The organism is Streptomyces sp. 147326 (genome assembly GCF_045000215.1).
Classification (GTDB): Bacteria; Actinomycetota; Actinomycetes; order Streptomycetales; family Streptomycetaceae; genus Streptomyces.
This window is the reverse complement of the sequence record NZ_CP134201.1, coordinates 356,512-369,228: the sequence shown is the minus strand read 5'-3', so window position 1 is coordinate 369,228 and position 12,717 is coordinate 356,512. Positions and strand designations below refer to the sequence as shown.

Below are 12,717 nucleotides of genomic sequence, written 5' to 3'. Positions count from 1 at the left end.
GGCGCGTCGGCCCACCACGCGCCCGGGGTCACCCGCAGCCGCAGCCGCCGCATCCCCCTCCGCAACCTCCACCGCCTCCGCATCCACCGCCGCAGCCGCCCGCGGCGGAGTCCGGGCTCCTCGACTCCTTGCGTTCCCGCTCCCGTTCGCGCCTTCTCTCCTCGGCCAGGCGCGCCGCCTCCCGGACGGCCTCGCGGTACGAGCGGCCGGCCGGCTTCCAGCCGCCCAGCCCGTGCCGGCGGCGCGGGAGCAGCGAGGCGGCCGTGACGTAGGGGACGAGGCGCGTGCCGCCGTCGTAGACAGCGCTCTCCAGGACGACCTCGGCCCCCTCGTACACGGCTCCGTACACGACCGCCTCGAAGGGTTCCGCGCGGGCGTCGATGTCGTGGTGGTCCGTGCGCAGGGTCCGTTCGGAGCCGGAGAGGAGGATCCGCCGTCCGGTGAGGATGTCCCGGGCCTGTGGCCGTTGGGCGATCAGGGGAGGCCCGGCCGGGGTGTCGGCGTCCGGGTGGAGCCAGTGGTGTCCGGACGCGGAGACCCGTACGCCGACCAGGAGCGCGGGCTGCGGCCGACTGTTCAGGCGACGTGCGGCCCGGCGGCGGGCCAGGCCCCGGCCGAGCACGGTGGTACCGGGGACCAGGAGCACCAGGGCGAGCATCTGCAGGCCCCACGGGTCGTACGGGTGCGCGCTGCCCGAGGCCCGCACTTCCAGGAGGGCGCCGCCGGTGAGGGCCGCGGCGGCCCCGAGGCAGAACGCGGAGCCGAGCCGGATCGCCGTCCGCCCGCGGCGCCGGTGTGCGGCCGGAAGCGGGTCGGGCAGCCGGAAACGGGCGGATCCGGCCGCAGCCAGGGCGAGTTCGCGCTGGCGGCGGCGGGCGTGGAGGCGGACCAGCGACCCGGCGAACGCCCACGCGGCGAGGGCGAGGACCAGGCCGCGGCCGATCCCGCCCGCCGCGTCGGCGGTGACGGGCAGCGCGAGGGCGGCGTCCGCCGCGATGACGGGTGCGGCCAGCAGGGTGGCCACGGGTAAGTGGCGGAACCAGAACGGCAGCGCGATCAGCAGGACGCCCAGGGCGTAGCCGCGCCAGTCTTCGCCGCGCCCGGCTTCCGCGTCGCCGAGGGCGGTCAGGACGATCGAGAGGAGGACCAGGCCGCCGAGGAGCCGGCCTCCCGCGACGGGTGCGAACGCCGCCGGGACGCGGGCGCGGAGCCAGCGCTGGGCGTCCTCGACGCCCCACGCCGCGACCCCGCCCTCCGGTATCCCGGCGGTCGGCAGGTGCTTGACGTAGTCGGTCACGGCGCCAGTATGGGAGCGCCGTGCCGCGGCCCAGAAGAGGCGGCCGCGGCACGGAATCGCTACGGCCGCTTCCGGGCCGACGGCGGGATCGAGGCCCGGGTCGGGACCGGTGTCAGGCGTCGAGCACGGCGAGTTGCAGCTCGTCGAGGCGCTCCGGCTCCGCGACGATGTCGATCTCGGTGATCAGGCCGTCCTCGACGGTGAAGTTGAGCACCAGGAACAGTCGTCCCAGCGGTGCCATCGCCAGGCCGACCACACCGTTGACCAGGGCGGGCTGCGTGGACTGCGCCCGCTGCATGGCGGCCATCGCGCCCGTGGCGACGGTGACGGCGCCGCTGAAGAACAGGGGTTGGGGGGTGGGGCCGACGGCCCGGTCGGCGCGGAGCACCACATCGGGGTGGAGCAGCGAGACCAGTGCGTCGAAGCTCCCGCCGCGGGTGGCGGCCAGGAAGGCCTCCACGACGCCGCGCTGGCGGCTCAGATCGGCTGCGGGCACCAGCGGGGCCCCCTTGACCCGGCGGCGGGCGCGGCTCGCGAGCTGGCGGGTCGCGGCCGGGGTCTTCTCGATCAGCGGGGCGATCTCGTCGAAGGGCACGGCGAACAGGTCGTGCAGGACGAACGCCAGCCGCTCGGCCGGTGCGAGCGTGTCGAGCACCACCAGCAGGGCCAGCCCGACGGAGTCGGCCAGTACGGCCTCCTCCTCGGGGTCGACCGTGTCCTCACGGCTGACGACGGGGTCGGTGGGATAGGCATCGATGGAGTCCTCGCGCCGGGAGTCGCGCGAGCGCAGCATGTTCAGGCACACGCGCGACACGACCGTGGTCAGCCAGCCCCCGAGGTTCTCGACCTCGCTGATGTCGGAGCGGTTGAGACGTATCCACGCCTCCTGCACGGCGTCCTCGGCCTCGGCGAGCGAGCCGAGCATCCGGTAGGACACCGCTCTCAGATGAGATCGGTGCTCTTCGAACTGCTCGGTCAAGCCGGAACTGTCGTCCACGGGACATTCCTTCCTCACGGCGGATCCTCAAAATAGATCATGAAGAAATCGCCCGAGTCAGGGGGGAGTTGGGCCCGGGGCCTGGCACCGACCCGCCGGGACCGGCCGGGTCGGGCGGCGCCGGCATCCGCCGCTGCTGGATAATGGCGCCGAACAGCAGAAGCACCGGAGACGCCGGGGACACGTGGTGGCCCGGCAGGAGAGGGAGCCCCCGATGGAAGCGCAGCACTTCGAGCGGATCACCGCGTTCATCGAGGCACGGCTCACCCCGCTGTTCGACGCCGAGACGGGCAGCGAGTACGGCTTCGGCATGGACGACACCTCCCGTGCGCTGCGCGCGCTGCGCAACTCCGTCCTGGAGGCGTCCGCCATCAAGGGCCTCATCGAGCAGCGGGCCACGGCCGAGCCGGCCACGCGCCGCGTCATCGACCAGTCGATCGAGCACAACTGGGACGTGCTGCGCGGCATCGCCCGCCAGTGGGAGGACCACGCCGACTTCCGCCACGAGTTCAAGCACCACGCGTGGGAGCTCGACCACCACCACGCCGCCGCGGACGCCTGAGCCCCTCCGCCCTCACCCCGGCGGCGTGCGGATTCCGCGTGCGGCGATGGCCGTGCGCAGGCGGGCCGCCGCGGCTGCCGTCTCCTGCGGCGACGGCGACAGCACACCGTGCTCGGTCATCAGGGCGTGGAACTGCTGCCGCTCGTACGGCACTCCGGGCGGCAGGGCCGCGATGTGCCAGTGGAGGTGGGTGTTCCCCTGCTGGCTGCCCAAGGAGTAGAGGTAGGTCCGCTCGGACGCGTACACCTCCTCGACCGCGAGGGCGACCTCCCGCACGACGAGCATGATCCGGGTGTAGGCCGCCGCGTCCAGATCACGGACGGCGTGCTCGACGTGTGCCTTCGGTGCCACCAGGACCTTCCCGGGGAGCGTGGGCCACCGGTCGAGGAAGGCCACGTGGTGCTCGTCCTCGAAGACCGTCTCGTGCGCGTACTCCGGGTCCCCGGCGAGGAACGCGCAGACGAAACACGGCCCGCCGCGCGTCCGCTCGACGTACCGCCCGAGATCCATGGCCGCGCGTTCCACCGGTCCCGGCGCGGCTTCTCCGGACAACACACCTAGCCCGCCGTCTTGCGCGGGGTGGTCTGCTGGACCGCCCAGCCGTTGCCGTCCGGGTCCGAGAAGTAGACGAAGGAGCCCCACGGCAGGTCCTGGATCTCCGTCACCTCGACACCCCTGCCGCGCAGGCCCTCGTACGCCTCCTCGATGTCGGTGACGACGACCTGCATGTTGTCCAGCGATCCCGGGGTCATCCGGGTCAGCCCCTTGCCGATCGCGATCGAACAGGCCGAGCCCGGCGGGGTCAGCTGTACGAAGCGGATGTCCTCGCTGACCGTGACGTCGTGGTCGGCGTTGAAACCGAGCTTCTCGTAGAAGGCCTTGGCGCGGTCGACATCGGTGACGGGGACGGCGACCAGTTCGAGTTTGATGTCCATCACAGCATCATGCTCCCGGCACCGGTGCCGCGCCGCCCGAAGCCAGGTCGGCCGGCGTGTCCGCCGCCGCGAACTGGGTGCGGTACAGCTCCTCGTACCGGCCGCCCGCGGCCAGCAGCTCGGTGTGCGTGCCCCGTTCCACGATCCGGCCTTCCTCGACCACCAGGATCAGGTCCGCCGCCTGTACGGTCGACAGCCGGTGCGCGATCACCACCGCGGTCCGGCCCGCAAGGGCCTCACCCAGCGCCTCCTGCACCGCCGCCTCCGAAGTGGAGTCCAGGTGCGCGGTGGCCTCGTCGAGGATCACCACCCGCTGCCGGGCCAGCAGCAGCCGCGCGATGGTCAGCCGCTGCCGCTCCCCGCCCGACAGCCGGTAGCCGCGCTCCCCGACCACCGTGTCCAGCCCGTCCGGCAGCGAGGCGACGAGCCCGTCGAGGCGCGAGCGCCGCAGGGCCTCCCAGATCTCCTCCTCGGCGGCCTCCGGCCGGGCCAGCAGCAGATTGGCCCGTACCGACTCGTGGAAGAGGTGCCCGTCCTGGGTGACCATGCCGAGCGTCTCGCGGATCGAGTCGGCCGTGAGGTCCCGTACGTCGATCCCGCCGAGGCGCACCGCACCCGCGTCGGCGTCGTACAGCCGCGGCAGCAGCTGGGCGATGGTCGACTTGCCGGCGCCGGACGAGCCGACCAGGGCGATCATCTGGCCGGGTTCGGCGCGGAAGGACACCTCGTGCAGCACCTGCGTACCGCCCCGGGCATCGAGGGTGGCGACCTCCTCCAGGGAGGCGAGCGAGACCTTGTCGGCCGAGGGGTAGCCGAAGGAGACCCCGTCGAACTCCACGGCCACCGGACCCTCCGGCACCCGGCGGGCGTCCGGCTTCTGCGCGATGAGCGGCTTCAGGTCGAGGATCTCGAAGACCCGCTCGAAGCTCACCATCGCGCTCATCACCTCGACGCGGGCTCCGGCGAGCGCGGTCAGCGGGGCGTACAGCCGGGTCAGCAGCAGGGCGAGGGCGACGACGGAACCGGCGTCCAGGGAACCGCGCAGGGCGTAGAACCCGCCGAGCCCGTAGACGAGCGCGAGGGCCAGGGCCGAGACGAGGGTGAGGGCCGTGATGAAGGCCGACTGGGCCATCGCCGTACGGATCCCGATGTCCCGCACCCGCGCCGCCCGGGCCGCGAACTCCGCGGACTCGTCGGCGGGCCGTCCGAACAGTTTGACCAGGGTCGCGCCGGGGGCCGAGAACCGCTCGGTCATCTGGGTGCCCATCGCGGCGTTCAGCGCGGAGGCCTCCCGCTGCATCGCCGCCATCCGCGCCCCCATCCGGCGGGCCGGCAGCACGAACACCGGCAGCAGCACCAGCGCCAGCAGGGTGATCTGCCAGGAGATGCTCAGCATCACGGTGAGGGTCAGCAGCAGGGTCACGGTGTTGGCGACCACCCCCGACAGGGTGTTGCTGAAGGCCCGTTGGGCGCCGATGACGTCATTGTTGAGCCGGCTCACGAGGGCCCCGGTCCGGGTACGGGTGAAGAAGGCGACCGGCATCCGCTGCACGTGGTCGAAGACCGCCGTCCGCAGATCCAGGATCAGTCCCTCGCCGAGGGTGGCGGAGAGCCGGCGGGTCAGCAGCCCCAGCCCGGCCTCCGCGACCGCGATCAGCGCGATGAGCAGGGCGAGCCGGGTGACGGCGGCACTGTCCCGGCCGTCGACGATGGCGGTGACCACCCGGCTGGCGAGCACCGGGGTGGCCACCGCCAGCAGCGCGGTCACCACGCTCAGCAGGAGGAAGAGGGTGAGCCCGCGGCGGTGCGGGCGGGCGAAGGCGGCGACGCGGCGCAGGCCGGCCCGGGAGAGCGGGCGGCGGTCCTGCTGGGCGTTGATCGCGCTGTGCAGCGAGGTCCAGGCGGTGACTTCCATGTCCATGACCCGAACGCTAGGACCTCAACTTAACCTGAGGTCAAGGTTTCGGTGCCGGACCGCCCGCAGGTGTCGCCAACTCCTGCCCGTACGAAGGATTTTCGCCTTCCCCGTCCACTGTCGGTGCCCGGTGGCATCATCGGTTTATGACGCAGGGATCCGAGTCTGTACGCTTCGGCAAGCGAACCGCCGACACCGTCCTGCAGCGCTTCGATCGGTGGGCCCGCGACACTCCCCGGGCCCACGCCCTCATCGCGGGCTCCGAGAGCCTCACCTACGGGCAACTGGACGAGCGGGCCGACCGGCTGGCGCAGCGTCTGCTCGCCTCCGGCCTGCCGCCCGGCGGCCTCGTCGCCATCGGCACCGCCCGGCAGGCCGAACTGGTCATCGCCCTCCTCGCCACCCTCAAGGCCGGCGGGACGTACACCGTCGTCGACACCGAGACCCCGCGCACCGGGCAGCGTCAGCTCACCGTGGCCGAGCCCTTCGTGCTGCTCACCACACTCGCCCACCGGGCCGCCCTCGACAACGGCAGCGGGGTGAAGGTGATCAGGCTGGGCGCGGAGGCCGCCGCGATCGCCGGACAGCGGAGCGAAGAGCCCGCGGACCGGCCCTCTGGGCGGTCCGCCGACCAGCCCGCCGACCAGCCCTCCGCCCGGCCTTCCGGACAGCCCGCGGCTCAGGCGGCCGCGTCGCCGCCGCCCCCGGCGCCCGGCCGTACCGCGGCCCTCCTGTTCACCGGGGCGGCCGAGCCGCGCGCCGTCCCCGTCAGCCACGGTCTGCTGCTCGCCGCCCACGACAGCTGGGCCGAGGTCGCCCGGCTCACCCCGGCGGACCGGCACCTGATCGCGGCCGGGACGGACGTCACCGCCTTCGCCGCGGGTTGGACCCGGGCCCTGTGCTCGGGCGGCGCCCTCGTCCTTCCCCGGCGTTCCCCGTGGAACCGCGAGGACATCCGCGCGGCGGTCGGAACCGAGCACGTCACCGTCCTGCACACCGACCCGGCCACCGCCCTCGAACTCCTGAAGGGGGAAGAGGAGCCGGGCACCGCCTTCCGATCGCTGCGGCTGCTCGCCGTCTCGGGCGACCGCCTCTACCTCGACGACCAGGCGGCCCTGCAGGTCCTGCTCCGGCCCGGCGCACGGGTGCTCAACGTCTACGGGCTCGCGGAGAGCGCGGGCATCGGCACCTGGTTCGAACTGCCGCAGCTGCCCCGGCCGCTCGACGACCCGGAAGAGCTCTCCCTGCTCGGCACCCCGTTCCCGGGCTGCCGCGCCGAGGTGCGCGACGGGCAGATCCGCCTCACCCCGCCCGGCGCCGGTGACGCGATACCCACCGGTGACCTGGGCCTGCTCCGCGAGGACGGGCTGCTGGAGTTCGGCGGCCGACTGGGGGACCGCATCACCCTGCCCGGCGGGCGCTCCGTCGACCCCCACCCGATCGAGTCCGCGATCCGCAGCCACGAGGGCATCGGCTCGGTGATCGTGAACGGTGTGGACAGCGCGCGCGGCCCGCGCCGACTCGTCGCCTACGTCGCCCCGCCCGCCGGAGGTTCCACCTCGCGCGCGGCAGTCCCGCTGCCGGACATCGAGGAACTGCGCGACCACCTGGCGGGGAAGGTGCCCAGGGAGGAGACCCCGCGCACCGTGATCCGGCTGCGCGCACTGCCCCGCAACCGGGCCGGACGGGAGGACCGGGCCGCCCTGCCGCTGCCCATCCTGCCCGCCGCCAAGGCGGTGGGCGGTGGTGGGAGCACGTCCGGGAAGTACGGGGCCGCCCCGGGCGGCGAGGGACTTCCGGCCTCCTGTGCCGGCGGCTGCGGGGGAGTCGGCCTGGGCTTCGTCGCCCTGATCATCACGAACCTCCTCTGGCCCGGATCCACCGACCTCACCGGGGTGCCACAGCCCTGGGCGTTCTTCTTCTCCGTCCTCTACCTGTTCGAGTGCGCCGCCTTCGGCGTCGGGGTGGTCTTCCTCTTCGGGGGCCGCGCCCGGATGCGGAGCCGGGGCCGCGGCCGTCGCATCACCGCGGCCGCCCATCTGGCGGTGTCCTACCTCCTGCTGGCCTGGTGGCCGCAGGACAACCTCTACCGGCTGGCCGCCAAACAGGACTGGCCGCGGCAGGCCGCGCTCGTCTACACCTTCAACATCCCCCTGATGATCGCGGGAGCCGTCGTCGCCGCCTACCTCGTCGCGAAACCGGCCGATCCCTTCGACTTCGACGAGGACGAGGACGAGGACGACTGACCGATCAGGGGCCGGCGGGCGGAGCGGGCCGGGTGGGCCGACGGTCTACCGGGTGAACGCGGTGAACTCCGCCCCGACCGCCCGGGCCCCGGCCCGCACCAGGGCCTCGGCCGCGTCCAGCGTCTCCCCGCGGTGCGCGGCCACCAGCACGCCCAGCCACGGCGCGGGCTCGAACGCCCCCGTCGGGATCGCCGGGACGAAGACGGCCCCGAGCTCCGCACAGCCCCGCGCCAGGGCCGCGCACAACTCGTCCAGCTGCGCCTCGGGCAGCCGCGCACCGAGCTCCACCCGGTCGACGATCCGTACGAGGTGCCCCGCGCCCCGCAGCGCGTCGAGCCGGGCCGCCACCATGAAGGCGGCGGACGGTCCCGTCAGCCGCAGGTTCGTCTCCGTCGGCGCGAGCCGGCCCGCGCCGTCGGCGACGAAGTCCACGTCGAACCAGCCCCGGTAGCCGGACTCCGCCAGCTCCCGGCCCACCGCCGCCCCGAAGGCGGCGATCGGCTTCTCCGCCCACGCGGGCACCACTCCCGGACCCACCGTGGCGCCCTGGTAGCAGCCGTCCTTCACGTCCATCACCGCCCCGCCGACCTCGTGCACCCGCCCCGCCCCGTCCACGAAGCCGTCGTAGGTGAGATCCCGCGGGCCGTCGGCCTCCGCCGGACCGGCCACGTACTCCTCCACCAGCAGCGGCCCGCGCGGCAGCCGCCGCAGCACGGCGCGGGCCCCGCCCGCGGCCCGGACCCGATCGGGGGTGACCACCGTGGTGCCCGAACCCCCGACACCGTGCTCCGATTTCAGAACACTGCTCTCGCCAGCCCTGGTCCGGGCCGCGAGCAGCCGGGCAGCCGCCCACCGGCCGGCGGCCCGCCACTGCGCGGGAAGCACGATCCCGGGATGCCCGCCGTCCGCCAGGATGCGCCCGAACAGCGCGTGCGCCGCGGACTTCGACTCGTAGCGCAGCTCCCCGGCCCGCCACGGCCGGCCCGCGAGCCGCCCGAACGGCCGGGTGCGCCCCCACGGTACGAGGGGCAGCCCCGCCCCGGTCAGCAGCCCGGCCAGCGCCGGCCGGGCCCGTACGGCCTCGCACAGCCCGGGATCCCGTTCCGCCAGGCCGTCGTACACCTCGACCCCCGACCAGCCGAGCTGGCGGCAGACCAGGTCGGTCCAGCCCCTGGGGACGGGCCGGGGCAGGACCAGGGCCGCCGGGTGCGGGCTGTAGAAGGCGGCCAGGCAGGCGTAGTGGTGCGCGGCCGACTGCTCGCGGTCGAGGGAGGCGTCGGCGAACTGCGCGTTGAACTCCGCCACGTTGCCCACGTGCACGGCCCGCCCGCCTCCGGTCCATGCCCGCGCCCAGCCGGCGAGCGGGACGGGAGCCGCCTCGAACCGCACCAGGGCCGCGCCCGTCCGGTCCGGCGGCGCGGCCGGGGCCACCGCCCCCACCGACCCCGTCGCCACCGCCCCCATCGCCCGGTAGAACCCGGCGGCGTGCGGGTCGGCGTCGATCACCAGCCTGCGCACCCCCAGCTCCACGGCCCGGCGCAGTACGTCCCGGTACAGCAGTTGCCCCACGCCCTGCCCGATGGCCGTCGGCTCGACGAAGAGCAGCCCCAGCGCCGCCAGCGGGGGAGCCCCCTCCAGGGAGGCCAGCCCGAGCACCGTCCCCCGCCCGTTCTCGGCCACGACGATCCGGCGGGCCGTCACCTCGTCGGGCCGGATCCGCAGTTCCGGCGCGCACGCGGCGAGGAAGCCGGCGTCGTACCCCCAGTGGGCCTTGGACCGCATGACCAGCCGGGTCAGGGCCTCCGCCTCGGCCGCCCGCGCCGCCCTGACCTTTACCATCTGCTGACCTCCCCGTGGTCCGCCGGAGAGCCGTGCGATAGATTCGGCCTCTCCACGGCACATACTTTCCCACCCACGCGGAGACAGGCTTCTCAATGAGCGACATCATCAACGGACTTGGCCGCACCAGCGCCTACGGCGCCCTCGGCCTGGTCCTGCTGATCCTCGGCATCGTCCTCGTGGACGTGCTGACGCCCGGGAAGCTTCCGAAGCAGATCTGGGAGGAGCGCAACCGCAACGCGGCCCTGTTCCTCAGCTCCGCGCTCCTCGGCATCGGCGGCATCGTCTTCACCTCGATCTGGACGACGTACCAGGACTTCGGCAAGGGCCTGGCGTCGACCGCGGCCTTCGGCGTGCTCGGCCTGATCCTGATGGCGGTCGCCTTCCTGGTGCTCGACCTGGTGACCCCCGGCAAGCTCGGCGCCATCGTCGTCGACCCGGAACCCCACCCGGCGGTCTGGGTCTCGGCCGCCTGCAACCTGTCCGTGGCGGCGATCGTCGCAGCCTCGATCGCCTGACGCGGAGCACCCGTACGCGACGAGAGCGCCGCTCCCCGGAGGGAGCGGCGCTCTCGTCTTCGTATGCGGGGGCTACGCGAGCCCCAGTGCGAACACCGCGAATCCCGCCGCAAGCAGCCCCGCCACGGTCCGGCGCAGCGCACGGCCCCCGCGCACACCCTCCGGCGGATGTTCGAACCGGCGCGCGTACCGGGCGATGCCCACCAGCAGCGCCGCGAACACCGGCATCCACGCCACCCGCGCCGCGATCCAGCCCAGGCTGTCCGGGGCCGTCGTCAGCCCGGCCAGCTCACCCGCGAAGGAGCCGGGTACGGCCGCCGCCAGCATGGCCGTCTGGTGCCAGCACAGGATCGTCATCGCGCACAGGTTGATCACGACCACCGGAGCCCACAGGGCGGGCCGGGCCAGCAGCTTCGCCAGCCGGTCGCGCAGCAGGATCGCCGCACCCGACTGAGCCGAGGCCAGGGCCAGTACCAGGAGCGACGGCGGATGCGAGTTGGTCCGCGCCGCACCCGGTACGCCGACCATCGACGCGGGATAGTGGAACACCGCCAGCAGGGCCGCGAACAGCAGCGTCCCGCCGGCCAGCAGCAGCCAGGCCCCGCGCCGCCCGATCCGCCGCTCGCCCCACGAGACGCCCAGCTGGTACGCGAACAGCCAGCCCGGCAGGATGTTCACCAGGGACAGCCAGGACGGTACGGAGCCGGCGAGCGGCCCGTAGCGCAGGAAGTCCACCACGGCCACCGAACCGAGCAGGGGGACCGCGGCCCAGCCGCCGAGGCGGCCCGCCGCCCGCACGCAGTACGGGGTCAGGGCGGTGACCACCACGTACACCCCGACGAACCAGAGCGGCTGGATCACCAGCTTCGCCCCGGTGCGCAGCGAGGCCTCGGGCACCCCGGCCGCGTACAGGACCGGCGCGGCCAGCGCCCACACCGCGGTGACCCCGAGCACCGGCCGGCCCAGCCGGACGATCCTGCCCCTCAGCCAGGCACCCGTAGAACCGGGCCGGCGCCGGTAGGAGAGTGCCGAGGCGTACCCGCCGACCAGGAAGAAGACACCGAGCATCTGCAGCACCCAACTGGCCGGAGCCAGCCCGCCGAAGGCCGACAGCGGGCTGGCGTTGTGCAGGCCGCCGTCGGAGTCGAGGGTGAAGCCGCCGAGCAGCCAGTGGCCGGTCGGCACGGCCAGCAGCGCCAGGGCGCGCAGCCCGTCGACCGCCCGGTCGCGGTGGGCGGGGGTCTGCCGGTCGATCCGCCGGGCGGCGTTCCTCAGCGGGGCCAGGGCGGCGGACGCGCTCATCGGGCCTCTCCGTTCGCGATCGCGGCGAAGGCCGCCAGGGACTGGGTGCCGGGCGTGAAGTAGCCGGTGTGGCCCTGGACATCGGCGGCGGGCACCCGGCGGGCGCCGAAGGCCGCTGAGGTGGGGTCGGCGCCGTGGCCGATCCCGGCGAACTCGACGTTCGGGACGTCCGCGATCCAGTCGGAGGGGCCCCGGGCCGCCCAGACGCGGGCGCCGGTGCGCAGACCGGCCGCGGTGTCGGCGCGCATCCCGGGGGAGCCGAAGGCCACGATGTCGGAGGCGTCCGTGTGCCGGGCCGCCAGCCCGCACACGACCGACCCGTAGCTGTGGCAGAACAGCACCGGATCGGGCGCGCCGACCGCGTCGAGTCCGTCCGTGAACCGGGCCAGGCGGGTCGCGCCGGCCGTGGCCAGCCGGCCGTCGGCCGCGTCCAGGCCGACGCCGACCGGAGTGGTGTAACCGATCCACGCGACGACGGCGGTGAACCCGCCGGTCGCCTCGCGCAGTGCCCGCGCCATCCCGGCCGGGCCGGTGCTCGGCTTGCGCCGGGCGTCGTAGGCGGTGGCGTCGTTGTCCGACCCCGGCACGATCACCGAGACGTGCTCCGTGTGCTCCAGGTCCCCGAACACCTCGGCGACCTGGCCCCGGCCGCGCGGGTCGAAGGCCAGGATCTGGCGGTCCGGCGCGGCGAGGGAGGCGTACCGCGCCTCGCCCGTGGCGGCGATCGCGATCCGGTTGGCCTCGTACCGCAGGGGGAGCGGGGCCCCCTCCAGGTTGCCGACCACCAGCGGGTGGTCGCGCAGGAGTTGCCGGCGCGCCGCCTCGTCGAGCCCGGCGAAGAACCGGGCCACCTCGTGCGGCGTCGCGGTCGCCGGATCGGGCAGGGCCCGGCCGGACGCCGTACCGGCCCGCCAGCCGGCGGTGCCGGGCGGCGGCCCGGTGACCGCGGCCTGGCTCTCGCCCGAGGCCCATCCGGCGGTCCCCCCGACGACGGCCACCGCCAGCGCGGCCGTGACCAGCGTCCTTCCGAAGCGGCGCATGCCCCTTCTCCTCTCCTCGTGACGAGGAGGAAGGTAGGAAGGAGGTACCGGCGCGTACGTCGCACC

Annotated in this window: 11 protein-coding genes; 3 read left to right on the top strand and 8 right to left on the bottom strand. The window is 74.2% G+C overall.

All coding sequences use genetic code 11. The features are described 5' to 3' along the window. Positions 1 to 28 precede the first annotated feature (28 nt). Together RIU97_RS01830 and RIU97_RS01825 are read right to left on the bottom strand one after the other, a co-directional pair. On the bottom strand, positions 29 to 1,297 hold the full coding sequence (locus RIU97_RS01830; RefSeq protein WP_404952959.1) for a hypothetical protein: 1,269 nt from the start codon (positions 1,295 to 1,297) through the stop codon (positions 29 to 31). A gap of 112 nt (positions 1,298 to 1,409) precedes the next feature. After that, positions 1,410 to 2,294, bottom strand: a complete 885-nt coding sequence (locus RIU97_RS01825) for a sigma-70 family RNA polymerase sigma factor (protein ID WP_404952958.1) — start codon at positions 2,292 to 2,294, stop codon at positions 1,410 to 1,412. 214 nt (positions 2,295 to 2,508) lie between these two features. On the opposite strand from RIU97_RS01825, the gene RIU97_RS01820 reads away from it, so the two are divergent. Further along, positions 2,509 to 2,856 carry a hypothetical protein gene (locus tag RIU97_RS01820; protein ID WP_404952957.1) on the top strand — a complete coding sequence of 116 codons (348 nt, stop codon included), beginning with the start codon at positions 2,509 to 2,511 and terminating at the stop codon, positions 2,854 to 2,856. 12 nt (positions 2,857 to 2,868) lie between these two features. Here RIU97_RS01820 and RIU97_RS01815 read toward each other — a convergent pair whose 3' ends face one another. Genes RIU97_RS01815 through RIU97_RS01805 form a run of 3 tightly spaced genes read right to left on the bottom strand, consistent with a single transcriptional unit; the run spans position 2,869 to position 5,712 of the window. After that, the gene (locus RIU97_RS01815) at positions 2,869 to 3,366 is read right to left on the bottom strand and encodes an HIT family protein (protein WP_404952956.1); all 498 of its coding nucleotides are present in this window, start codon (positions 3,364 to 3,366) and stop codon (positions 2,869 to 2,871) included. Positions 3,367 to 3,413: 47 nt separating this feature from the next. Then, on the bottom strand, positions 3,414 to 3,791 hold the full coding sequence (locus tag RIU97_RS01810) for a VOC family protein (protein ID WP_404952955.1): 378 nt from the start codon (positions 3,789 to 3,791) through the stop codon (positions 3,414 to 3,416). 7 nt (positions 3,792 to 3,798) lie between these two features. Next, the gene (locus tag RIU97_RS01805; protein ID WP_404952954.1) at positions 3,799 to 5,712 is read right to left on the bottom strand and encodes an ABC transporter ATP-binding protein; all 1,914 of its coding nucleotides are present in this window, start codon (positions 5,710 to 5,712) and stop codon (positions 3,799 to 3,801) included. A 140-nt stretch (positions 5,713 to 5,852) separates the two neighbouring features. On the opposite strand from RIU97_RS01805, the gene RIU97_RS01800 reads away from it, so the two are divergent. Next, positions 5,853 to 7,952: an AMP-binding protein gene (locus tag RIU97_RS01800; RefSeq protein ID WP_404952953.1), complete on the top strand. Its 2,100-nt coding sequence runs from the start codon at positions 5,853 to 5,855 to the stop codon at positions 7,950 to 7,952. 45 nt (positions 7,953 to 7,997) lie between these two features. On the opposite strand, the gene RIU97_RS01795 is transcribed toward RIU97_RS01800, so the two are convergent. Next, positions 7,998 to 9,791 (bottom strand): GNAT family N-acetyltransferase, encoded by a 1,794-nt coding sequence (locus RIU97_RS01795; protein ID WP_404952952.1) that lies wholly within the window; start codon positions 9,789 to 9,791, stop codon positions 7,998 to 8,000. Positions 9,792 to 9,886: 95 nt separating this feature from the next. Between RIU97_RS01795 and RIU97_RS01790 the strand changes: the two genes are divergently transcribed. Continuing rightward, positions 9,887 to 10,309 (top strand): DUF350 domain-containing protein, encoded by a 423-nt coding sequence (locus tag RIU97_RS01790; RefSeq protein WP_404952951.1) that lies wholly within the window; start codon positions 9,887 to 9,889, stop codon positions 10,307 to 10,309. A gap of 72 nt (positions 10,310 to 10,381) precedes the next feature. Here the strand turns inward: RIU97_RS01790 and RIU97_RS01785 are convergent, their stop codons facing one another. Both RIU97_RS01785 and RIU97_RS01780 read right to left on the bottom strand, forming a co-directional pair. Further along, the gene (locus RIU97_RS01785) at positions 10,382 to 11,611 is read right to left on the bottom strand and encodes an acyltransferase (RefSeq protein ID WP_404952950.1); all 1,230 of its coding nucleotides are present in this window, start codon (positions 11,609 to 11,611) and stop codon (positions 10,382 to 10,384) included. Continuing rightward, positions 11,608 to 12,651, bottom strand: a complete 1,044-nt coding sequence (locus tag RIU97_RS01780) for an alpha/beta hydrolase (RefSeq protein ID WP_404952949.1) — start codon at positions 12,649 to 12,651, stop codon at positions 11,608 to 11,610. The genes RIU97_RS01785 and RIU97_RS01780 overlap by 4 nt, the downstream gene beginning before the upstream one ends. Positions 12,652 to 12,717 lie beyond the last annotated feature (66 nt).

What these genes read in the sequence shown, in the direction of transcription:
- RIU97_RS01785 (WP_404952950.1), bottom strand. Translation starts at nt 11,611, where the DNA reads ATGAGCGCGTCCGCCGCCCTGGCCCCGCTGAGGAACGCCGCCCGGCGG.
- RIU97_RS01815 (WP_404952956.1), bottom strand. Translation starts at nt 3,366, where the DNA reads ATGGATCTCGGGCGGTACGTCGAGCGGACGCGCGGCGGGCCGTGTTTC.
- RIU97_RS01790 (WP_404952951.1), top strand. Translation starts at nt 9,887, where the DNA reads ATGAGCGACATCATCAACGGACTTGGCCGCACCAGCGCCTACGGCGCC.
- RIU97_RS01820 (WP_404952957.1), top strand. Translation starts at nt 2,509, where the DNA reads ATGGAAGCGCAGCACTTCGAGCGGATCACCGCGTTCATCGAGGCACGG.
- RIU97_RS01800 (WP_404952953.1), top strand. Translation starts at nt 5,853, where the DNA reads ATGACGCAGGGATCCGAGTCTGTACGCTTCGGCAAGCGAACCGCCGAC.
- RIU97_RS01795 (WP_404952952.1), bottom strand. Translation starts at nt 9,791, where the DNA reads ATGGTAAAGGTCAGGGCGGCGCGGGCGGCCGAGGCGGAGGCCCTGACC.
- RIU97_RS01810 (WP_404952955.1), bottom strand. Translation starts at nt 3,791, where the DNA reads ATGGACATCAAACTCGAACTGGTCGCCGTCCCCGTCACCGATGTCGAC.
- RIU97_RS01805 (WP_404952954.1), bottom strand. Translation starts at nt 5,712, where the DNA reads ATGGACATGGAAGTCACCGCCTGGACCTCGCTGCACAGCGCGATCAAC.
- RIU97_RS01780 (WP_404952949.1), bottom strand. Translation starts at nt 12,651, where the DNA reads ATGCGCCGCTTCGGAAGGACGCTGGTCACGGCCGCGCTGGCGGTGGCC.